The organism is Pseudomonas sp. SAS7 (assembly GCF_052112345.1).
In the GTDB taxonomy this organism is placed as follows: domain Bacteria; phylum Pseudomonadota; class Gammaproteobacteria; order Pseudomonadales; family Pseudomonadaceae; genus Aquipseudomonas; species Aquipseudomonas putida_Q.
Window position 1 is genome coordinate 383,004 of the sequence record NZ_JBEGGO010000001.1, and the last position, 23,308, is coordinate 406,311.

Below are 23,308 nucleotides of genomic sequence, written 5' to 3' on the forward strand. Positions count from 1 at the left end.
GCTCCTTCTTGGCGTTTCACGCAATGACGTTCGCCACCATAGCCCAGGTCGCTGGAGCGTGGCCAGAATCAGCTACTCGTTCACCAAGCGTTGCAGCACGCCCCCTTCATGGTGCGCCAGGATACGCAACAGCTGGTCGACCAGCGCCCGGTCCGGGGCATCCAGGTGGAAGTGGTGCCCGCCTGGGTGCCAGGAGACCTTCGCCTGGCTGGGCAAGGCGGCCTGACGCCGGGTAAAGGCCTCCCCGGTGAATGCCCCCTGGCGGCCGAACAGCAGATACAACGGGCAGCGGATCTGGCTTAGCAGGTCGCACGCTTCGCGCTCGGTCAGCGGCATGGGTTCGGGCAACACCAGCCGCGGGTCGTGGCGCCAGCAATAGCCATCGCCCAGCTGCAGCAGGTCGCGCAATGCCAGCAGCCGTGCGGCACCTTCCGACAGTTCGGTGTCAAGGCGCTCGCGCCGTTGCGCCAGGGCGGTGTCCAGGTCGTCGAAGCGGCCGACCTCCGGCTCGGCAAAGCCCGGCAGCTGGCTGCGCTGGACCATGCGTTTGAGCCGGTAGGCCCGCGCCAGGTGCTGCACGCGGTCATCCTCGGCCACCGTGAACGGGGCACCCATGCCGTCGAGGAAGGTCATGCTGGCAATGCCACTGGTCATGGCCGCCAGTAGCGACGCCACACCGGTGCCCATGCCATGGGCCAGCACATGGAATTGCGCCAGGCCCAGGCTGTCGGTCACCGCCAGCATGTCTTCGGCATGCTCCCACAGGTAATAGCCACTGTCGCGGCGGCGATGGTCCGAACGGCCATGGCCGACCAGGTCGGGGGCCACCACAAAGCAACCGTCCAGCATCGGTGCCAGGCGTTCGAACGATGCAGCGTTATCCAGCCAGCCATGCAAGGCCAGTACGGGAATACCGTCTTCGGCGCCCCAGGTGCGGACCGCTATTTCAATACCATCGAGGTCGAGCAGGTGATCTTTCGGGCTGCACAGCGAACGCATTGCAATTCTCCTTGGCTGCCTGCGTCTTGGCCTGCCCCACTCTCTCGCACATCCCCCCTCGCCGCCAGCCCCTCACCGACCCGCGCATGCGCAGTACCGACCCTTGACGACAACTATCTACCGCACCATGGCGCCTTGATGAGCGTGGACTATTCGCCCCAACGCAAGAGACCGTTGCCATGACCAACCCCACGCCGTTACACGAGAGCCAGATAACCCGAACATTACCGAAATGGAGCAAGGTTCTTCAGCCCGCCCATACGCACAAAGTGCTGCAATGCCTGCGCAAGGAGTATCTGGATGAAGATGGCTCCCCTTACTCTTGGTACGCCACTGCCGATGAGCCAGCGCGTGAGCAATTGCACAGTGCTATCGAAACGCGGAACAAACGCCTGGTACAAGTCAGGCAGGCACTGGCGGGTTTCCAGGACATCATCGGCTTCTGCACCCCTCTGCTGACCGAGCGCCTGAAAGTGAGCGTGCCCGTAGACAGGGCGCAATATGTGTTCCAGCCCTTTGAATCAGACGCCAACATCTGGGTCGGCGTACCCGACGTCGAAACGCCCTTGGTCCCGGACCTTGAGGTGGATGTCCTTGCCACCCGCCCCGTGGGCGAACCGCAAACACGCAGCTTGCTGGAGGCGGCCCTGCACAACTTCGAGGGCCTGGCCGAAGTAGGGGCTTACAGCAGACTCACCAGCGCTGCAGGCAGCACTACGCCCCTACCGGACCTGACGATGGCGGACTTCGTCAACCATTGCCGGGCGCTGGACCTTGGCAAACGCTATCAAGAGCACCTGCTGGCAACCCATGAGGGCGTCAATCGCGCCGAAGTCCAGCGCCGGTCGATAGCAGCAAGTCGCGAGGCCCTGAGGGTCCAGGCACTGATTGCAAAGCTCAAAGGCCTGCTGAGCAAACCTGGACTCGATGCGCTTGGCCAACTGTGCGATGACGAGCCTCACCCCACCTATGAAAAACAGCCACTGCATTGCTGGAACTTCAGCCTGTTCGGTATCCCCGTCCACGAAATGCTGTTCATCGGGCCAGACAATCCTGACCGGAAAAACCCCTGTGTCCTGTATATGCCTGGCGACAGCGAGCACCCTATAAGGGAATTTGCTTCTCGTCAGGAAGCCGGCAAACACCTACGCAGCCGGCTATTGCAAAGCGAGTTTCGCCGAACCGTGGTGCATTTCGCCTACAAGGACAGGCAAAAGGAACTGGCCGACAAACTGGAGCATGCGCTGTTCGAACAGGATGAAGCAGGCAGACGCAAGCCCCGAAACATGCCCGTGCTCCATTTCACCCCCTCGCCAATCAGAACCGACCCTTGGGCGACCTTGTACAACGCACACCTTGCACGCATGAAGGCCGACGCAAAAACCATTGCCGTCCCCACCGCCGAGGTCGACGCCAGGGCCCGTGACAAGCGTCTTAAGCAGTGGCTTGAGTTGGGCATGAATGTGCTGAACGTCGCCGCGTTTTTCGTGCCTGGGTTGAACACGGTCATGCTTGGCGTTTTCGCTTTCGATCTGATGAGCTCGGTGTTCACCGGCTTCGAGGCGTGGGAAGAAGGCGATACCCGCCAAGCACTGGCGCAACTGGAGTCGTTGGCAATCAATGCGGCGGTGATTGCCGGTTTTGCCACAGGCGCCAAGCTCGTCCAGGCGTCAGGCTTTGTCGATGCGCTGACAAGTGTGTGGCATGAAGACAAAGAACTGCTCTGGCACCCCGACATGAAGCCCTATGCGAGCACAACGGCTATCCCTGATGGGGCCCAACCTGACTTGCTCGGCCATGTGCACATCGATGGGAAGACCTTTCTCAAGCTGGACGGGACGCTGTACGAAGTGTTTCAGGGCGCAGAACAACAATGGCAGGTGCGCCACCCCGATGACGCGCAGGCTTATGCCCCACGCTTGCTGCACCATGGTAACGCCCGCTGGCAACTGGCTCATGAACAGCCACTGGAATGGGACCGAGTACAACTCATGCGCCGCCTTGGCGGCTATGGCGCAGGCCTGGATGAGCGCGAACTGGACAATGCCATGCGCAGCACCGATACCGATCCAGACGTAGTGCGCCGTGCTCACGCAGCCGGCCTGCGTCCACCCGCCTTGTTGCTCGACACGCTACAGCGCCTGCAACTGGATAACCAGGCACAACAGATCATCACCCGCGTACGCCATGGGCTGGCGCTGGCTGCGTACGAAAACTTTGCCTTGCCTGAGTTGCTGCGCCTGCCGGGGTGGCCTGAGGGGCATGTGCTCAAGGTTTACCAAGGGCCAGAACCTTGGGGCGAAGCTGTGCACTACGGCCCTGTTGACACGGTTGGCCAGGTAGAAATAGACGTTACCCGTAACGACCTGGACAATGGCCAGTTGAGCCAGACAGTGTTAGCGCAGATGGATGAGGAAGCCATTCTACAGTTGCTGGGCGACACGCCGACCGAGCACCGATCATTCGCATTGAACAACACGCTGGCAGAACACCTGGAACAACATCGCGGCGCTCTGCTAACCAGCCTGCAGCAAAGTCACCGCCCCACCCTCCCCCCAACCGCGCAACCCCTCGCCCGGCAGTTTCCCGGCCTGCCGGACAGCGCCCTTGAAGAATTGCTGGCCAACATCGGCAACGCCGAACGGGAAAGCCTGAGAAACGCACGGGTGCCTCTTCGCATTGCCGAAGAAGCTCGCCTTCTGCAAGCTCGAGCGCGGCTTGACCGCGCCATCCTCGGCATTTTCAGGCCCAGCCTGGCCAACGACGACAGCCTATGCCTGATACAGGCGCTGCAAGCCGAGCACCCGCAGGCAGACTCGGCGCAGTTGCTGGAGCTGGCCCTTGGAAATCGCCAGCACTGCGCCTCGCTGCTCGGCCAGCAACCCATCAATCCCAGGTTCCGCTCCCCGTTGCGATTGGCCAACGGCCAGCTTGGCTATCCCCTGAGCGGCCGTGGCTTGCAAGGGCGCGTCTTGCCGGCCGCGCGTCGACTTCGGGCCCTCTACCCCGAACTCAGCAGCCAGCAAATCAGCGCACTGCAAACCGAGCTTGCCCAGGGAGGCGACCTGGGTAGCGCAATCAGACAACTGGAAGCCGAGCAGCGCACCCTCAACCGTGATCTCAACCGCTGGGTTAGCACCTCGCGCACCCTGGATGAACGCTTTGATCGCCAGCAATTCACCGAGCGGCTGATGAGTGCTTCGCGGCGTGAAGGCGGCGCACAACGCGCAGTGCTGGTGCTGAGCCATATGCAACTTGAAGCGCTGCCAGCGTTCACTGCCCGAATGCCGCATATCCGGCAACTCGTCCTTGATGGGTTGCAGATGCGAGGCCTGGAGGGTGGCTTCCTGGCAAACTTCCCTGACCTGGAAACCCTGGAAATCATCAGCAACCCGGATATGGACGCCGAAACATTGTTCGAGGCGCTGAAGTCTGTGCCACGGCTACGCGAACTGAGCCTGACAGGCAATGGTTTAACTACCATTTCAGCCACAGCCAGACAAGCCATCGGGGCGATGCCCAGCCTGCGGGTACTGGGCCTCGGCCGTAACCGGCTGCAGCTCGATGACGCCAGCCTGGCCTTCCTGACGCGCTTGCCCCTGGATGCACTCGGCCTAAGCAACAATCAAATCACGCTTGATGAAAGCCTTGCCGCTCAGTTTCAGGACATGGTCCACCCTAAGGTACTGGACATGACTGGCAACCCACTGCGACTGGCGCCAGACCTGCGCTTCATGGCCCGCCTCAGCCACCTGAACCTCGACCGTTGCGAACTGCAGCAGTGGCCCGACAGCCTGACAATCCTCATGAGCCAGCCCCAGTACCAGCTGCGCTATCTGAACCTCTCCTCCAACCGCATTCGTACCCTGCCAGACTTGCCAGGTGTACTGCGCACCCCGTTCGCCCGCGATGTCGCCGCGCGCTTGCCTGAGCGCCGCTGGCTGTTCAACTACAACACGCTGGAAGCCGAGGCACGTGCGCGCTTGGGCAGCAGTGGCGTCAATGTATTCGAGCACGCCGAAGACGTCCCCCCGTGGCAAGGCTTTTTCCGTGACGGGGCGAGCAGTGCCGAAGAGCAGCTGTGGAGCAATCTGTTTGATCAAGGTGAAAACGCAGCGTTGCTGGGGGTACTCGAGCGTCTTGCCCAGTCGGCAGAAGCGCGGCGTGATGCCCAGGCCCTGGGGGCGCGTGTATGGGACCTGCTGGATGCCGCTGCCCACGACACCGTGCTGCGCGAACGCCTCGCCACCGTGGCCGGGGACTTCCCCCCAACCTGCGGCGACGCAGGTGCCGACGCCTTCAGTGCCTTGGAAATAGAAGTGCTGGCCCATCACGCTGCTGGCCATGCCGGTAGTCGACCGGCCGACCTGCTGAACCTGTACCGAAAGTTGTATCGACGCGATCAGGTCAATCAACTGGCCGACCGCATCAGCTGGAAACGGTCCTTGCGCAAGCAGGCGTTGCTCGATGATGTCTTCGATGAAGATCTCCCCTCATACGATGAGCTCGACGAGCCCTCTGCCTTTCCGGACACAGATTTGGAAACGGGGCTTGTGGACGATATCGAGCTGCGCCTGGCCTTGCGCCAGTCCCTGGCTACCGCGCTGGACTACCCTGAGCCGAGTAGCGGCATGTTGTACCGCAGCACGGCCAGGATCAACCAGACAATCATTGACAGGGTGAAGGCTGCGGTGCTTGTTCTGGATACCGATGCCACCGCTCGAGAGCAATGGTTGAACCAGCAGCCGGGCTGGGTTGCGTACCTGAAGCGAGAGCATGCGGCGCAGTTCAACCTGATCACCGACTTTTGGCGGCCAGGCTTGGACTACCTGTATCACTGCCTGGATGAAACAGCAGACCCGGTGACGTCCCTGGACAGTTCTTTGCTACGAGCCCTGGCCAGCGTCATGCCTGAAAACCCGTTGGATGCTAGTGGCACTCTGCAACGCGTGGCGATCAACGAGCAGCAGTATCGCCAAGCCGTGGACGTGCTGAGCGCCGAGCAGCAACAGGTTGAAACCGGTGTGCTGACCAGCCTCACTCGCCAGCTGCAGACACTCGGCAATTAAACCCTGCTCGCTGGACGCGCAGGTCTTCAAAGAAGGCCTGCCGACCATTTACCTGGCAGAAGACATGCCGACAACCCCATACGCATGACAGACCTGGGCAGGCAATTATCTACCGCACAGGCCGCCAGCGTATGCGGCCCCATAGCGGCTCCCGTCCACGGAGTGCCGACATGAGCCACACCCCTTATCACCACGTGCAAATGGTGCGTACCCTGCCCGGCTGGAGCAAGGCGTTGCACAGCGAGCATGCCAGCCAGATCATGGCGCGTTTGCACAAGGACTACCAGGACAGCCAGGGTAATACCTGCGCCTGGTATCAACAGGCAGACGAACCCACCCGCCAGGCCCTGCAGCGCGCCATCGCCAAGCGTGATGCCAGCAACAGGGCCGTGCACGCGGCGCTCGGCAACTTGCAGGGCGTGACCGAATTCTGCGCCCCGTTACTGCAAGAACAGCTCAACATCGACACCCCGGTAACCCAGGCGCAATACGTTTATCAAGCCACCACTGTGAAGCAACCACAGGGGGTGCCCGGGGGCCCTGCCGTGCCGCATGAGCGGGCCGAGGTTGTGTCCAAGGGTGCCCCGCAGTACCGCAGCCTGCTCGAAGCGGCCCTGCACAATTTCGAAGGCCCGGCCGACACCACGCGGTTCAGTCGCCTGCAACACAGCCGCCATGACATCAGGTTCATGACTGGGCTGACGGTGCCAGGTTTCATCGACCAATGTCGGGCGCTGAACCTGGGTCGGCGCTACCAGCAGCACCTTGACCAGATCTTCGACGGAGCAAACAAGAACGAGCTGCAGCAGCTGGCCATCAACGCCCGGCGCGACGAGTTTCGCGTGCAAACCCGTATCGCTGCCTGCAAAGGCTACCTCAGCCCCGCCGGCTCGCGCGCGCTGCATGGCCTGTGCGCCGACAACGCCGACGCCACCTATCAAGGCCGCCCCCTGCGCTGCTGGCAACTGCAGTTGTTTGGCATCCCGATCCACGAACTGCTGTTCATCGCGCCCATGCAAAACCGCAAGCATGACCCGGTATTTCTCTACAACCCGGTGGATGGCGATGCGCTCAGGGAGTTCGCCTCGCTGGGCGATGCACGCAAGTACTTGCGCCAGCAACTGCTGCAGGACGACTACCGCAAGCGTTTCGTCGCCCTGGCACTGCAATCACAAAAGGCGACGTTGAACAAGCGGCTCGCGCGCGCCCTGTACAGCAACGCCGACCAGGAAGACGGGGCGCAGCTGAAACCTCGCAAGTCGATACACCTGGAATCCATCGACAGAAACCTGCCAGATGCCCCTTGGGCATTATTGGAATCCAGCCACCTTGCCCGCCTGAGAGCTGATGCTCGCCAGATCGCGGTGCCCACCGAAGATGTCGACGCCAGAGTACGCTTGCAGAACATCGAATACTGGCTGGACCTGGGCATGACCGTGCTGAATGTGGCAGCGATGGTCGTGCCATGCCTGAACCCGATCATGCTGACCCTCGGCGCCGCGCAGATCATGGGCAGTGTATTCGAGGGCATCTCGGCCTGGGAGGAAGGTGACAATGCTGAGGCTGCAGCCCAGCTAGAGTCGGTGCTGCTGAACATTGTCACGGTCGCTGCCGTAGGTGGCGGTGCCGTGGCGCTGAAGGCTTCGGGCTTCGTCGATGGCATGCAGAGCATCGTCAAGGGTGGCAAGGACTACCTGTGGAACGCCACGCTGCAGGACCATGCCAGCCCGGTGTCGATTGCCGAAGACCTCGAACCCGATGTTCAGGGCCGCTATACGTTGGACGGGCGCCACTACATACGCATCGAGGGTGCTGTGTACGAACAGTTGCAGGAACGCGGCCAATGGCGGATTCCCCACCCGCAAGACCCGCAGGCCTATCGGCCAGTGGTTCGGGACAATGGCGCAGGCGCCTGGCGCGCGGCACATGAAGATCCACTCGAGTGGGATGACTTACGGTTGGTGCGGCGCTTGGGGCCGATCAGTGAAGGCCTGGATGACGGCGAGTTGCAGGCTGCACTGCAGTGCTCAGGCGTGCAAGGCGGTGAACTTCGCCAAACCCAGGTTGCCGCACAGCCTCCCCCCGCCCTGCTGGCCGACGCACTCGACCGGCTGCAAACCCGTGACCAGGTCAGCCTGCCCGAAGAAGCCGGGCCCCTGGCCCGGCAGTTCCCGGGCCTGCCGCAGCGTGCCATTGGGCAGATCATGGCCAGGACCTGCGCCCGTGAACGTCTGCTATTGGGACAAGGCAGGGTACCCTTGCGCGTCGCCGAAGAAGCCCGGGCTTTGCAGGCACACGCTCGCCTGAGCAGGGCCTTGCTGGGGCTCTGGCGACCTGATCTGGCCACCGCCGACAGTGGCGTGCTGGATGCCGCGCTCAAAGCCGAGCACCCTGGCCTCGATGCAAGCCAACGGTATGAAATGGCAGTCTCCGATCGGCTGCATGCAGCCAGGCTGATCGGACAGCAACCGATCAGGCCAGGCTATCGATCGCCCATGCGTCTGGCCGACGGTCGCGTTGGCTACCCACTCAGTGGAAGGCTGCATTGGGCCAGTACCGCAGATCGACGTCTGCGTGCACTCTACCCTGCCCTGAGCGCAAGCGAGCGCAATGCCTTGCGGCGTCAACTAAGCCAACGTGGCAGCGTCACAGCACAGCTCAGGGCGCTGGAGATCGAGCGTGACGCCCTCGACGTCACGCTGCGCAACTGGGTGAATCAGAGCACTGAAACCCAACGCGAGAGCAGCGGCGTGGTCCGCGACCTGGTAAATGCAGCCTGGCGTCGTGACGACCCTGACAACCTGACGCTGCAGCTGCTGCACGTCGACACGCTGCCATCGTTGCCGGCTCGCTTCGATCACATCACCACCCTGAACATTCGCGCCATCGGCATCCGCCAGCTACCCGCAGACTTTTTCCAGAGCTTCCCCTCCCTGCGCACACTGTGCCTGGCGCTAAGCCCTGAACTCGACTTCGAAGGCCTGTTCCAGGCATTGGCCTTTACCCCTCAACTGGAAGTACTGGAGCTGGGCAACAACCAGCTCGGCAGCCTGACCGAGGCAATGCGTGAGCGCCTGGGTGGCCTCACTCACCTGCGCAGGCTGAGCCTGCGCCTGAACACGTTGCAGCTTGCCGAAGCCGACTTGCAGACCCTTGCCCAGCTACCCCTCGAAGACCTTGATCTGGAGAACAACCACATTGTGCTGAGTGAAGCGCTGGCTGCGCGTTTCGCCGACATGCGCAGCCTGCGCGACCTGCGCCTGACCAACAACCCGCTGGGGCAGGCGCCTGACGTGACCGGCCTGACATCGCTGGCCAACTTGCAACTGCGCCACTGCAGTCTGCGTGAATGGCCGCGTGGCCTTACATCATTGATGGCGCAGGCCGACCTGCAATTGCGTCACCTCAGCCTGAGCGACAACCCGATCGGCCAGGTGCCGGACCTCGATCAGGTGCTGACCAGCCCCTTTGCCGACGCCCTGCGTACGCCAGGTCGCGATACCTTCTGGGACTTCAACGAAAACGCTCTGGACGCCGACAGCCGCCGTCGCCTGCGCACGGCTGGCGTGGACCTGCATGGCGACGATGAGCTGTCGGATGCCAGCGTGGACTTCTGGCTCGTGGATGCCAGCCCGGAACAGGCGCAGCTCTGGGACGAGCTGTTCGAGGGTGACGCAAACCGGCATTTGCGCGAAGTGGTCGAACGCGTAGCGCGCTCGCGGCAAGCCGAGCGCAACCTGCGAGCGCTGGCCCAGCAGGTCTGGCAGCTGCTTGAACAGGCGGGGCGAGACGAGGCGTTGCGCACCCATCTGGACAATGTCGCGCAAGGCTACCCGCCCACCTGTGGCGACGCCGGTACCGATGCGTTCAGTGCCCTCGAGCTCGAAGCCCAGGTGTTCAGGCAACTGGCCGAGGAAGCGGAGCGCCCTGCCTACCTGTTCAACTTTTTCCGAAACCTCTACCGCCGCGAAATGGTCAACGCCCTCGCCGAACGGATCCAGCTCGCCCGCCATGCCCGCCAGGCGCGCTTGCTGGAGCTGGAACGGCTGCCCGCCCAGGCTCAGCCCGCAAGGCTCGACGTGCCTGAGCTGGACCGCCTGGACGAACTGAGTGACAACGCCCTGCTCAATGGCGGCACGGACCTGATAGAAATACGCCTGGCCTTGCGCCAGTCACTGGCAGAACCGCTCAATTTCCCGGAAACCAGCCAAGGCATGCTCTATCGCCAGGAAGCGATGATCTCGGCACGTGTGGCCCACAATGTCGAACGCGCGGTCCTGCGGCTCGACGATACCGCTACGGAGCGCAGGGCCTGGGTTGCGCGACAGCCCAGCTGGCAACGCTACCTTGCCCAGCGCTTCGCCAGCCGTTTCGCAGCGCTGGACGCGCGTTGGTACCAAGGCATGCAGTACCTGGATTATTGCCTGGATGCCGAAGGCGAAGCAGTTACTTCACTGGATCGCGCGGTGCTGCAAACCCTTACCGAGGTACTGCCCGCGCCACCGCTGGATGCAACCGGCCAATTGCACAGAATGAACCTGGGCAGCCAGGCTTACGACCAGGCCAGCCGGCGCCTGAATGCCGGGCGTGACCAGCAGCGCGAAGCGTTGTTCGAAACGCTCACGCGCGCGCAAGACCCCAACAACTAACCCTGCTACTGCCCACGCAGGTCTTCGAAAAAGGCCTGCCTGCCATCTACCTGGCTGGAGGCCCGCGGGGCGGCGGCTGCATCTGCATTGGCGGCCTCGACATGCCAGTAGCAGTGCTGCACCGCGCGGGTCACCGCCACGTAGGCCAGGCGTTGCACTTCTTCCTTCTGCGCCGTATCGAACGGTTGGGCATCACCGGCCTTGCCCAGGCCGGCCTGGCGGTACACCTGGTTCTTGTAGGGCGAGCTGGTCAGGTACTGGCAGTCGCCCAGCATGAACACCGCATCGGCCTGCAAGCCTTTGGCACTGTGGTAGGTCAGCTGACGCAGCCGGCGCTGCTCGGCCGGCAATGCCGCCTCGGCGTGCAGCACGCTTTGCAGGTGGTCGTTCATCAAGGCCCTGTCGCTGCCCTTGCGGTACAGCATCATCACCGTCTCGCCCCGTTGGTAGTGCTCGATCAGCGTTTCACCCAAGGCGGCCTCGTCACGGTCGAACACCTTGACCGCAGAGCCCGGCAATTCGGCTGCCGGGCCACTGGCGCGGGCTTTCTTGCCGGCAATCGCCGGGGTGCCTTTGACCAGGTGCTCGGCCGCGTCGATCACCTGCTGCTGGCAGCGGTAGTTGTCGACCAGCATCACCCGCGTGTTGGCCGGCGACGGGAAGGCTTTGGTGAATTCCATGAAGTACTTGGGCGAACTGCCACGCCAGCCATAGATCGACTGCCAGTCGTCACCCACGCACAGCAGCGACGAATGCTGGGCGTGGCGCCCGGTGTGCATGGCTGGGCCACGGCGGCGGATTTCAGCAAGGCTGGCACGCAACCAGCTGACGATCTGCGGCGACACGTCCTGGAACTCGTCGATCATCAGGTGCGCCAAAGGCCGCAACAACGGGTCGGGCAGCAGTTGCAGGTTTTCCGGGTTGTTCTCGCTGAACAGGGCGAACATGCGGTTGTAGCTCATCACCGGCGGCGACTGATCCAGCAGGTGTGCTTCCAGGGCCTTCCAGTACAGGGCCAGGGCCTCGAAAAACAAGGCATCGCTGTCGCCAGACGGGAAGCTCATCGCCGCCACCGCGTTGTTCACGTCCAGGCCAAGGTTCTCGATGAAGTTGGCCGCGCCGACAAAGGCGTCCAGCAACGGCGCCGGTGCCAGTTCACCCTTGACCTTGTACTCGAACCCCGGGCCGGCCACGGCATCGCCAGCCAACGAGGCCGCCAGGCGCCGGGCCATGGCATAGTTGTCGAGCCAGATCAGCGGCCGGTCGCAGAAGGCCTGCAACAGGGTTCGTTTGACCGCCCACTCGGCACGCACCGCCAACTTGGCGCCGGGGCGCTGGTACTGCGCGCTTTCAGCCGGGTCGAAGCCCAGCACCACCAACGGCCCCTGGCCAGCCAGGCGGCCATGAACATGGAAGCGGCTGCCACGGATGTCGACAGTTTCGCGGCAAGGCTCGATGCCCTTGATCGGCCAGGCGCCGGCGGCGAACCACAGGTCCTCGATTACGTCGCACAATTCTTCGTCGCGCTGGGCCGCCAATTGGGTCACCTGTGCGCGCTTCTGTACGTCGGGGTTGTTCGGGTCCAGTGGTTTCAGTTGCAAGGCTTCGCTGCGCAACAGGCCGACCAGCTCGGCAAAACGCGGGCTCTCACCCAGCACGCTGCTATAGCACTGGTTCAGTTGCTGGCGCTGGGCATCGTTCAGGCGCAGGTCGAACGGGTTGCTGTCGGCCTCGGCCTCACGCCCGGCAGGCATCTCGTTGCCCAGCGTCTCGAAGGCGCGCACCTGGCCGAAGCCCGGCAGGCTGCGTACCAGCGGCAGGATGCGCGAATGGAAGGTACGCACCAGCTCGCGAGCCTGCACCGGTTGCAGGCTGATCTGCCACAGGGCGAATACCTGCAACAGGCGCTTGATGAAGTCCTTGCGCGACTCGCGGGTGAACGTGACCACGGTCATCGCGTCCAGTTCGTAACCCAGATAATGGCGCAGCAGCAAAATGCGCAACACCAGCGACGTGGACTTGCCTGCCCCGGCGCCGGCCACCACACAGGTGGACGGGGTGTCACTGAAGATCAGCTTCCACTGCGCGGCGCTGGGTTGCACCTCGGCGGGCAGGCGCTGGGCGACATCGGCTTTGAAGCGCTTTTTCAGCTCGGCCGTCAAGGGCAGGCGCCAATCGTCGAACAGGTTGTCGTCCTGACCGGGCACAGCAGCGATGTCAGGCCGGGTATCGCGGATCACCAGCACCTGGCGCCCGGCTTCGTAACCCTCCACCCGCCCGCGGTCGAACCCTTCACGCACGCCATCGGCGTGGCCACTGCGCTGGCCTGTGGCGTGGCCGAGGAACCAGGAATCACGGTGCTGGGCTTGCAGACGGGTCAGGCCACGCCCCAGCAGGCGGGCGGCCAGGCGGCGAAACCAGGGCAATTGCGCGGGAGGGGTAAGGTCGGCGGGGGCCTGGGGTTGCTCGTGGGCCACGGTCACTCCGTTGGAAAACAAAAACAGCTGGCATGTTCGCCGCATCGACAGAAAATCGCCAGCGAATGCTTGCAGATCAGTGGATTAGGCGATGAAGCGAATCAAGCATGGCAGCAATTAATATCGAATAATATGATTATTTTAAGCCGATATTTACGCTTATTTTCGATGTTTCTTTAGCGCATCATGGCGTCATTCCACTGATTCAAGGAGCACGACCATGCTGCAACTGCGACCCTTTGAAGGCCTCGGCCACGCCAACCACGGCTGGCTCGATGCCCACCACCATTTCTCGTTCGCCGAATACTACGACCCGGCGCGCATGCACTGGGGCAACCTGCGGGTGTGGAACGACGACCTGATCGCGGCTGGCAACGGCTTCCCGCCGCACCCGCACCGCGACATGGAAATCATCACCTATGTGCGTGAAGGCGCGATCAGCCACCAGGACAGCCTGGGTAACAAAGGCCGCACCGAAGCCGGTGACGTGCAGGTGATGAGCGCCGGTACCGGCATCGTGCACAGCGAGTACAACCTGGAAGACGTCGATACGCGTATTTTCCAGATCTGGATCGTGCCTGAGCGCACCGGTGAAGCACCGCAGTGGGGTAGCCGGCCGTTCCCCAAAGGGGAGCGTGGCGAAGGCTTCGTGACCCTGGCCAGCGGCCGTACCGGTGATGAAGACAGCCTGCAGATTCGCACCGATGCGCGACTGGTAGCTGCCACTTTGCGTGCCGGTGAAACCGCCGAGTATCGCTTCGATGCCGCACGCCGGGGTTACCTGGTGCCGGCCAAGGGGCTGGTGGAAGTCAACGGGCTGCGGGCCAAGGCGCGCGATGGGGTGGCGATCGAGCAGGAGCAGGTGCTGCGGGTGACCGCCATCGAGGACAGCGAGATCGTGCTGGTGGATGTGGCTTGATGAATCGGGCCAGTGCAGGCTGCCGTGCAATACCTGTACTGGCCTCATCGCCGGCAAGCCAGCTCCCACAGGGACCGCACAGGCCCCGGGCCCACGCTATATTTGTGGGAGCCGCCTTGTGTCACGATAGCGGCGCGCAGCGTACCCGACTGTCGACAAGCAACGCCCAATCCCGCTGAACATTGGCGCCATCGGCCACCCTGCACTAGCGTTGTGCTACCAGCCAGCCCCAACGTTCAGCGGAGGCCTCACCCACCATGCCGGACCTGCGCCCGAACCCGACGCTGCGCCTGGAATACCGTGCCGAACACCCCATTCACCACGCCTTCCTCGACCAGGCCAGCCGCTGCCCGGATGCCACCGCCATCCTTGCCCGGCACACCCGCTGCAGCTATGCCCAACTGGCGCAGATAAGCCAGGGCATTGCCGCGTATCTGGTAGAAAACGCTGCCAGTGGCAACGATCGTGTGGTCATCGTCGCCAGTCGCTGCGCCGCCCTGGTGTACGCCATGCTCGGCTGCCTGCGTGCCGGCCTGGCCTTTACCGTGGCCGACGCTGCCTACCCTCCCGCGCGTATCGGGCAGATCATCCGTACACTGGCGCCTGCCGTGGTCCTGCGCTGTGGCGAGGCATCCCTCGACGCCTCCGGCCCCGTTGTGGTTACGGTGCCGGAAGCCCCCGCTGAGGCACTGCGAGCCTTTCCCTGGCAACAGGTCGCGCTGCCCAGCGTCAACCCCGAGCAACCGGCTTACATCACCTTCACCTCGGGCAGCACCGGAGAACCCAAGGGTATCGTTACTCACCACGCGCCCCTGGTGCACTTCATTGACTGGCATGTGCGCCAGCATGGCTTTACCCAGGCTGATACCTTCTCCCTGCTTTCCGGTCTGGGCCACGACCCGGTGTACCGCGATGTGTTCACGCCCCTGTCGATAGGCGCGACCATCGCCTGCCCTGCCCAGCCAACCCTGACCGACCCGTCACAGCTGGCAGGCTGGATTCACCAGCACGGAGTGAGCGTGATCCACCTCACCCCGCCGCTGGGCAAGCTGATCGAGACCGGCGCACACATGAATGGCCAGGTACTCGATCAACTGCGCTACCTGTTCTGGGGCGGCGATGCGCTAAGCCCTGCGCTGTACCAGCAGATCCGTGCCATTGCGCCGTGTGCTGTCAGTGTCAACTTCTATGGCACCACGGAAACGCCACAAGCCATGGCCTTCCATACCCTCTCCCCTGACTGGGACAGTTCACGGGTGCCCTTGGGCAAAGGTATCGCCAATGCGCAGTTGCTGGTGGTCAACGCGGCCAACCAGCTGGTCAGCGTGGGCGAAACCGGTGAAATCCTGATCCGCAGCCCCTATCTGTCGCAGGGTTACTGGGGCGACCCGGCGCTGACCGAGGCCAAGTTCATCGTCAACCCGTTCACCGGCGACGCAGGCGACCGCTGTTATCGCACCGGTGACCTGGGCACCTACCTGGCCGATGGCAGCGCCAGTTTCCTGGGGCGCGGTGACAGCCAGGTGAAAATCCGTGGCCACCGCATCGAGCTGGCGGAAATCGAGAACGCCATCACCCGTCACCCGCACATCGGCCAATGCGTGGTCGTGGCCAACCACGACAGCGCGTCGATCCGGCTGGTGGCCTATTGCGTTGGTCAAAAGCCGACCAGCGCCGATGAACTGCGCCAGGCGCTCGCCGGCCAGCTGCCGGACTACATGGTGCCAGCGCTATTCATGTTCCTCGACGTCCTGCCGCTCACCCCTAACGGCAAGGTGGACAAACGCGCCTTGCCTGCGCCATTTGACGACAGCGCCAGCCTTCCCTTGTCCCCCTTGGCCGAAAAACTGAGCACGGCCTGGGCGCGCATCCTCCAGGTGCCGCGCCTGGATGCCAGGTTGAGCTTTGTCGAACTGGGCGGCGACTCGCTGTCGTTCGTGCAAGCCTCGCGGGCGCTGGAGGAACTGATCGGCCACCTGCCACAGCGCTGGGAAACGCTGCCGGTGTGCCAGCTGGCCGAGCTGAATGCGCCCCCGAAAAGCGCGTGGCGGGTGATGGAGATACCGGTGTTCGTGCGGATGCTCGCCATCATCCTGATCGTGGTCGGCCACCTGAGCGAGTTCGACCATTGGTTGATCGTCGGCGAAACGTCGGTGTTGTTCCTTGTCTCCGGCATCAGCCTGGCGCGGTTCCAGCTCAAAGCCATCGAAGAACGTGGCGATGCACGCACGCTGCTCAGGTCGCTGGCGGCCATCGTGGTGCCCACGCTGTTGTACACCGCGCTGATCCAGCTGGTGTTCGACCGGTTGCACTGGCAATCGCTGCTGCTGGTGTCCAACTGGTTCCCGGCCAGCGAAGTCAGCCTGTTCAATTACTGGTACATCGAAGTGCTTGTACAGATGATCCTGATCATCGGTGTGGTGCTGTCGATCAGGCGCGTGCGCCAAGCCGTCCTCGCCGACCCGTTCCGCTGCCTGATCATTGCGGCCTGTGCGCTGGTGGCGCTGGATGTGCTGCTCAGCCGCTTCGTGTTCGACGCCAGTGCGCTGCTCAACCGGGTACCGCAGCACTTTCTGGCGGTCATGGTGCTGGGCATGGCCGTGCACCATGCCGACACCACCGCGCGCAAGTGGGTGGCCAGCGCTGTAGCCGTGCTGGTGGTCGGCGAGCTGGACCTGATGGCGGTTGCCGACGTTGGCTGGGAGGCTTTCTCGCGTTATATCGATATCGCCCTGCCGGCGATGCTGGCCCTTATCTGGTTCCGGTCGGTGCCAGTGCCCGCCCTGGTAGCACGGGTAGGTGCGGTCATCGCATCGTCAACCTTGTTCATCTACCTGACGCATTTCCAGTTCCAGTCGCTGGCGGACCATATCTTCAGGCACCCGCTGTTCGAGGTAGCCATGGCACTCGCCGGAGGGGTACTGGTGGGTTACTGCTGGAACACCCTGTTGCGTCTGCTGTTTACGCGATGGAACAAGCAAAACCGGGCGCGTGGAGCCGATGCAACCGAGCGTGCTACCTCTGCTTGAGTTGACCTGCCGGCAATGGCGCTGCGATTGCAAACCCTGAAACACTCTGCCTAAAATGCGAACCATTAACATTTGTAAACATTTTCAGGCGGCATGGATGAGCATCCCGGATATAGCTTTTACTTCTCAAGTCAGCCAGCTATACCGCGCCCAGAGCAAATGGTTGCATAACTGGCTGAAACCGCGGGTGAACTGCAGCCACCTGGCAGCAGACCTTGTCCAGGATGTGTTCGTGCGTGTCATGTCTGCCGCCGACGCCGCCGCAAAGCTCGACGCCGTACGCGAACCCAAAGGCTACCTGGCAACCATCGCTCGCCGCCTGATGATCGATCACCTGCGCCGGCTGCACCTGGAAAGGGCCTGGCTGCAGGTGCTCGCCGAGCAACCCGAAGCACTGGACATCTCACCTGAGCAACGCCTGGCGTTGCTGCAAACCTTGTTCGAGCTCGACGCCATGCTAGCCGCGCTCGGGCCCAAGGTACGTGAAGCGTTTTTGCTTTCGCAGATTGATGGCATGCCCTACAAACACATCGCCACCCAGCTGGGTATTTCCGAAGTCAGTGTGCGCCGCTACATTGCCAAGGCGGCCGAGCACTGCATGATCTACAGCCTTGGGCATGGCCACTGAGCATGAACCTGAATGCCGAGCAACTGGCTTCGTTGCGCCAGGCCGCGCACTGGTTCAGCCAGCTCAACAGCGGTGAGGTGCAGGCCAGTGATTATTCGGCCTGGCAGCTGTGGCTGAATGCGACCCCCGTCAATGCCTGGGCCTGGCAGCAGGCCGAGCGCCTGCAAACGCGCATGGCAGCCAGCGAAAACCCGGCGTCTGCACGCGTACTGGCGCTGGCAGCCCATGGCCGCAACGCCAGCCGTCGGCGGGTGGTCAAGGCTGGCTTGATACTGCTGGGCGGCGGCGCGCTGGGCCTGGGGGGATACCGGGAGGTCAAGCAGTCTCCACTACTGGCAGACGTGCGCACCGGCGTGGGCGAACAACGTTCGCGGATCCTGAGCAATGGCACTGCGCTGATGCTCAATACCGCCTCTGCAGTCGATGTGGATGACGCGCGCGACCCTGCGCGCTTGCGCCTGCGCCAAGGTGAGGTCATGGTCACTGTGCCGGCGCGCCAGCACTGCAACGTCAGCACCCGAAACGGCACGGTCGAAGCAGGCGAAAGCCGCTTTGCCCTGCGGTTGTTCGATGACGGCAGCAGCCTGGAGGTATTTGCCCGGCAGGCGCGTGTAACCCTGAACTCGGGCCAGACCCTGCTGGTAAACAGTGGCGAGCGCTGTCGGTTCAACGACCAGGGCTTCGCCGCGCTGGAAACCGTCCCCTTGGCCGCAGATGCCTGGGGCCTCGGGTTACTGATTGCCAATGACCAGCGCCTCGACGCGTTCATCAGCAACCTTTCACGCTACCGCCCGGGCTGGCTGCGCTGCGCACCGGCCGTGGCAGGGCTGCGCATCAGCGGCACCTACCGGCTCAACGATACCGACCAGATACTGCGCGCGCTGACCACGTCACTGCCTGTGCAGGTACAGGTGCGTACGCGTTTCTGGGTCACCATCACGGCGGCGTAAAAAAAATGCTGGGCGCCTGATCACTTTGCCAGGGCTTATCCGACTCATAGGTATCCCGACTTTTACCTATCAGAGAAACGCGACGATGACCTGCCGCTTCAACACCAGGCCTTTCACTGCGCCAGGCCTGCGCACCTGCCTGCTACTGACTGCACTGCTCGCGGGGCCTGGCGCTGCCAGCGCCGCGCAAGCCCATGACTACCACCTGCCGCAGGGCGACCTTGGCGAAACGCTGACGCAGTTCGCTGCCGAGTCTGGCATCGTGCTGTCCTTCGACACCCACTGGACGCGAGGTAAACGTTCGCCTGCGCTTGAGGGGCGCTATGACGTCGACCAAGCCTTGCAGATTCTGCTCAGTGGCACCGGGCTACAGGCCACGCGGGAAAGTGACGGGCGCTATTCGCTGCTGTTGACCACCGGCCAGGGCGATGCGCTGGAGTTGGCCCCCAGCCGCGTCGATGCCCTGGGGCTGGGTAACGTCACCGAGGGTACCGGCGCCTACACCACCGGCGGTTCTACCAGCGCAACCAAGCTGCCGCTGACCCTGCGCGAAACGCCGCAGTCGGTCAGCGTAATCACCCGGCAGGTTATCGACGACCATGGCTCGCAAGACATCGGCGACGTGCTGCGCAACACGCCCGGGGTTTCGGTCCAGGCTTACGACAGCGAACGCATGGAGTACTCCGCACGCGGGTTTGCCATTACCAACTACCAGTACGATGGCATCAACACCATCTACGACGGCGTTTACGATGAGGGCGTGACCCACGTCGACATGGCCGCCTACGACCGCATCGAAGTCATCAAGGGTGCGACCGGCCTGATGACCGGCTCTGGCGACCCCTCGGCGACGGTCAACCTGGTGCGCAAGAAGCCCACTCAAGACTTCAAGGCGTCGATCACCGCCAGCGCAGGGTCCTGGGACAACTACCGTACCGAAGGTGATATTTCGGGTTCGCTCAACGACAGCGGTAGCGTACGTGGCCGCCTGGTGGGGGCCTACCAGGACCGCAAGTCGTACCTGGACCACTACAAGCAGAAAAAGGATGTTTACTACGGCATTCTTGAAGCCGACCTGACGCCAGATACCCTCCTCACCTTCGGCATCGACAACCAGGCCACGACCCCGCGTGGCTCGTCGTGGACCGGTAACCCGACTTACTTTTCCGATGGCAGCCGCACCGACTTCTCGCGCTCGCACAACCCGGCGGCAGACTGGAGCCGCCGCGACTTCCAGTCCACCACCTACTTCACCTCACTGGAGCAGGCCCTGGCCAACGACTGGAAGGTCAAAGTCAGCCTCAACCACATGATCAGCGATCATGACACGCGCCTGGCGTCTGCCAGCGGCGGCAACCCGGACCCGGCGACCGGCGAGGGCATGTTCCTGTACTGGGGGCGCTGGGAAGGTCACCGCGTGCAGAACACAGCAGACGTGAATGTCTCCGGCCCGTTCACCCTGTTCGGCCGCGAGAACGACCTGGTGGCAGGCTTCATGACCTCGCATTCGAAGCAGACCGGCGACACCTTCGACAGCAGCGCGTTCGCCCTGGTGCCCGGTTCCATCTTCGACTGGAACGGTAAACTGCCGGAGCAGAACTTCCCGAAAAACGGCGATTACACCACCACGCAAAGCCAGAATGGCGCCTACGTGGCCACCCGCCTGAGACCGACCGACAAGCTCTCGGTCATCCTCGGCACCCGGGTCAGCACCTTCAAGTACAACGATGATCAGGACTATTACGCCACGTCGTCGCTGAGCGATACCCATGCAAGCTACAAGGAACACGGTGTGGTCACCCCCTATGCGGGCGTGGTCTATGACCTGGACGACACCTACTCGGTGTATGCCAGCTACACGTCGATCTATCAGCCGCAGGTTTACAAGGACATCAACGGCGCCACCCTCGCGCCCGTCGAAGGCGATGGCTATGAAGCCGGGCTGAAGGCTGCCTGGTTCGACGGCAGGCTGAACGGCACCCTGGCGTTCTTCCGCATCGAGCAAGACAACGTCGCCTCCAATATCGGCACCAACCCGGTGACCAACGAAGGCATCTACAAGGCCATCGACGGCGCCACCACCAAAGGCGTCGAGTTGGAACTGGCCGGCGAACTGGCGCCCGGCTGGAACGTCACCGCAGGCTACACCTATGCCCGTACCCGCGACGCCGACGACCAACGGATTTTCGGCTTCCCGATGGCAACCACCAAGCCTGAGCACGTAGTGCGGCTGTTCAACACCTACCGCCTGCCTGGCGCATTCGATCAGGTGACCGTGGGCGGTGGGCTGCGCTGGCAGAGCGGCTTCTACGGCAACATCTACAGCCCGATCGCCAACGACTATACCCGCATCAAGCAAGGCGGCTACACCCTGGTGGACCTGATGGCCCGCTATCAGTACAGCGAGCACCTGAGCTTCACGGTCAATGCCAACAACGTGTTCGACAAGGTCTACCTGACCGGGCTGGGCAACTTCGATACCACGTACTACGGCGAACCACGTAACCTGATGGTCACGACCCGCTGGGACTTCTGACAGGGCGTTGAATCAACGCCCAGCCATTTGTGGGAGCGGGCTTTTCCCGCCAAGGGGGCTATGCGCTGCATGGCACCGGCTTTGCCGGTGTTCGCGGGGCAAGCCCGCTCCCACAGGACTGCCAGACTAGCCTGCCTGCACGATGATCTGGCTTTGCAGGTCGCGGATCATCGCCTCCAGCACCGGTTTCATCTCCCTGAAGTCGTCAGGCGAGCAGACTACATCCGGGTGGCTGAACTTGAAGCGCCGCTCCACCACCACAGCGTTGCCCTCCTGGGAGTAGCGCGCACTGTAGTCCACATCGCCATCATGCAACTGCACAGGCTTGGGGATCGCCAACACATTGACCTGGGCCGGGAACTCGAACCGCGACGTTTCCACCGTGTCGTTGCCAATGCACACGAAGCTCTGGCTGCGTTCCTTCTCCAGGGTGAAGCTGTACACGTTCTGCGAGATACCGCCCGCCAGGCTGGTAAGGGTCGCCACACCAACCGGCCCTGGCAGATTGACCAGGTTTTCCGTGTGCCCATTCACATTGCTGACAAAGTCGCCGTTGGCGGGTGGCGGCTCGACCTTGAACGAACCACTGCCACGCTGCCCATAGGCGGCCAGCACCCTTTCGACCAGCATTTCGCGGTCTTCCGGTTTCATCGACTTCAAGCCGAAGCGGCTCATCTCGCTGGCCCAGCCCTTCACCGTCGAAACATTGGTAAATTCGGCACCGCCATCGGCCTTGACCTTGAACAGCAAGTCACTGGAAACCTGGTTCAGTTGCATGGCCGGGGTTTTGCCAAACTCGCCAGTGGCAGTCAGCAGCACTCGCTTGTTCAGCACGGTCAAGGGCAGGTAACCGGCAGCAATCGAAGGGTCGGTCGAGTCCAGGTACAAGTCCAGGCCCGGCACATAGGTGATCACATGGTTCAGCACACCCAAGGTGGGCACTTTGGGGAACACATAGGCAGTGCCCTGGTTCACCAGCGCCGGGGTGCTCTTGATGCCTGCCGCGCTCAGCAGCGCTTCCAGCAGCGCAACATGGTCCTTGCAGTCCCCGTAGCGGTTGTCCAGTACGGTTTGCGCGGCATGCGGTACTACCCCGCCAGCACCAACGTACACCGCGACATAGCGGATGTTCTCGCGTACCCAGTCACTGAGGGTCAGGGCTTTTTCCCGCGCGGTTGGCAGACCGGCCGTCAGGCGCTTCGCCAGTTCGCTGATCTGTGGGGTGACCTCGACAGTGGCCCTGGCCTGATAGGCCTTGGCAAAGTCCTTGAAGCCGGAGAAGGTCGAAACCGCCAGGTAGTGGCCGTAGTCCAGGTAAGACACGGCCCCCGTCTCGATCCGCGCCCGCGCCGCCGGTACATAGTCCCAGCGATACACCGTGCGCCCTTCCCCGCTGGCGGGTGACGACGCCTTGAAACCACGGGCATCGGCCTGCAACGGCATGCCCTGGGGCAGGTCGTAGGTCAGCGAGAACTGCCCCACCGGGTAGAACTGCGGCACGGTGATGTCTTCGAACTGCCCAGGGAAAAGCGGTGTAGCGCGGTTGCGTTGATAACGCAGCACCAGCCGGTCCCCCACCGCAACCTCGGGGAAGATGACCACCTTGTTGACCGAGTCCTGGAACATCGGCGCCTGCGCCGAGCCCTGCTCCTGCTGCTCCTTGATGTGCGCGGCATCCACCTGCACTTTGCGGCCGTCGGGCTTTTGCGTGTAGGCCTCGACCACCTCCAGCGTCTCCAGCGAACGGTTGTAGCTTACCGGGTGCTGGGCATTGGTCTTGATGGCGCGTTCTTCGTTGATCAGCATGACGCTGTCGACATCTAGACGGAAGCTGCCGTCCTTCTGCACGACGAACGTCTGCGCGACCTTTTCCAGGGTGATGGAACGGTCGACACCATCGGTAAAGGCGTGGGCAAGACCCGCCCAGAGCATTGTGACAGGCAGCAGGACAGCTGCCAGGTATGGCTTTTTAAGCATGGAGATCCTTCTCGATCAGCGGACAACAATCGGCAATGATACGCATTGGCGCTGCATGATGGCAAAGTGACAATG

General features: G+C 62.8%; 10 protein-coding genes. 7 read left to right on the top strand and 3 right to left on the bottom strand.

Annotated elements, in window-relative coordinates:
* Positions 1-72: 72 nt before the first annotated feature.
* A complete protein-coding gene (locus ABI582_RS01805; protein ID WP_338746923.1) occupies positions 73-999 on the bottom strand; it encodes an alpha/beta fold hydrolase in 927 nt (308 codons plus the stop codon).
* Between the two features lie 179 nt (positions 1,000-1,178).
* Here ABI582_RS01805 and ABI582_RS01810 point away from each other — a divergent pair, with 179 nt between their 5' ends.
* Positions 1,179-6,068: an NEL-type E3 ubiquitin ligase domain-containing protein gene (locus ABI582_RS01810; RefSeq protein ID WP_442118221.1), complete on the top strand. Its 4,890-nt coding sequence runs from the start codon at positions 1,179-1,181 to the stop codon at positions 6,066-6,068.
* 170 nt (positions 6,069-6,238) lie between these two features.
* Positions 6,239-10,717 (top strand): NEL-type E3 ubiquitin ligase domain-containing protein, encoded by a 4,479-nt coding sequence (locus ABI582_RS01815; protein ID WP_442118222.1) that lies wholly within the window; start codon positions 6,239-6,241, stop codon positions 10,715-10,717.
* Positions 10,718-10,722: 5 nt separating this feature from the next.
* Here ABI582_RS01815 and ABI582_RS01820 read toward each other — a convergent pair whose 3' ends face one another.
* Positions 10,723-13,239, bottom strand: coding sequence for a UvrD-helicase domain-containing protein (locus tag ABI582_RS01820; RefSeq protein ID WP_442118223.1), 2,517 nt, complete (start codon positions 13,237-13,239; stop codon positions 10,723-10,725).
* 175 nt (positions 13,240-13,414) lie between these two features.
* On the opposite strand from ABI582_RS01820, the gene ABI582_RS01825 reads away from it, so the two are divergent.
* The 5 genes from ABI582_RS01825 to ABI582_RS01845 all read left to right on the top strand — a co-directional run bounded on the left by ABI582_RS01825 (position 13,415) and on the right by ABI582_RS01845 (position 21,256).
* Entirely contained in the window at positions 13,415-14,113 is a 699-nt protein-coding gene (locus ABI582_RS01825; protein ID WP_338746919.1) for a pirin family protein, read from the top strand.
* Positions 14,114-14,370: 257 nt separating this feature from the next.
* On the top strand, positions 14,371-17,142 hold the full coding sequence (locus ABI582_RS01830; protein WP_442118224.1) for an amino acid adenylation domain-containing protein: 2,772 nt from the start codon (positions 14,371-14,373) through the stop codon (positions 17,140-17,142).
* A gap of 97 nt (positions 17,143-17,239) precedes the next feature.
* Positions 17,240-17,770 carry a sigma-70 family RNA polymerase sigma factor gene (locus tag ABI582_RS01835; protein ID WP_086976340.1) on the top strand — a complete coding sequence of 177 codons (531 nt, stop codon included), beginning with the start codon at positions 17,240-17,242 and terminating at the stop codon, positions 17,768-17,770.
* 2 nt (positions 17,771-17,772) lie between these two features.
* Positions 17,773-18,720, top strand: coding sequence for a FecR domain-containing protein (locus tag ABI582_RS01840; protein WP_442118225.1), 948 nt, complete (start codon positions 17,773-17,775; stop codon positions 18,718-18,720).
* A gap of 85 nt (positions 18,721-18,805) precedes the next feature.
* Positions 18,806-21,256, top strand: coding sequence for a TonB-dependent siderophore receptor (locus ABI582_RS01845; protein ID WP_442118226.1), 2,451 nt, complete (start codon positions 18,806-18,808; stop codon positions 21,254-21,256).
* A 126-nt stretch (positions 21,257-21,382) separates the two neighbouring features.
* Here ABI582_RS01845 and ABI582_RS01850 read toward each other — a convergent pair whose 3' ends face one another.
* Positions 21,383-23,233: a DUF3857 domain-containing transglutaminase family protein gene (locus ABI582_RS01850; RefSeq protein WP_442118227.1), complete on the bottom strand. Its 1,851-nt coding sequence runs from the start codon at positions 23,231-23,233 to the stop codon at positions 21,383-21,385.
* Between the last annotated feature and the right edge of the window lie 75 nt (positions 23,234-23,308).

Coding starts and splice junctions, on each gene's coding strand:
- ABI582_RS01805 (WP_338746923.1), bottom strand. CDS start 999: ATGCGTTCGCTGTGCAGCCCGAAAGATCACCTGCTCGACCTCGATGGT.
- ABI582_RS01810 (WP_442118221.1), top strand. CDS start 1,179: ATGACCAACCCCACGCCGTTACACGAGAGCCAGATAACCCGAACATTA.
- ABI582_RS01815 (WP_442118222.1), top strand. CDS start 6,239: ATGAGCCACACCCCTTATCACCACGTGCAAATGGTGCGTACCCTGCCC.
- ABI582_RS01820 (WP_442118223.1), bottom strand. CDS start 13,239: ATGCGGCGAACATGCCAGCTGTTTTTGTTTTCCAACGGAGTGACCGTG.
- ABI582_RS01825 (WP_338746919.1), top strand. CDS start 13,415: ATGCTGCAACTGCGACCCTTTGAAGGCCTCGGCCACGCCAACCACGGC.
- ABI582_RS01830 (WP_442118224.1), top strand. CDS start 14,371: ATGCCGGACCTGCGCCCGAACCCGACGCTGCGCCTGGAATACCGTGCC.
- ABI582_RS01835 (WP_086976340.1), top strand. CDS start 17,240: ATGAGCATCCCGGATATAGCTTTTACTTCTCAAGTCAGCCAGCTATAC.
- ABI582_RS01840 (WP_442118225.1), top strand. CDS start 17,773: ATGAACCTGAATGCCGAGCAACTGGCTTCGTTGCGCCAGGCCGCGCAC.
- ABI582_RS01845 (WP_442118226.1), top strand. CDS start 18,806: ATGACCTGCCGCTTCAACACCAGGCCTTTCACTGCGCCAGGCCTGCGC.
- ABI582_RS01850 (WP_442118227.1), bottom strand. CDS start 23,233: ATGCTTAAAAAGCCATACCTGGCAGCTGTCCTGCTGCCTGTCACAATG.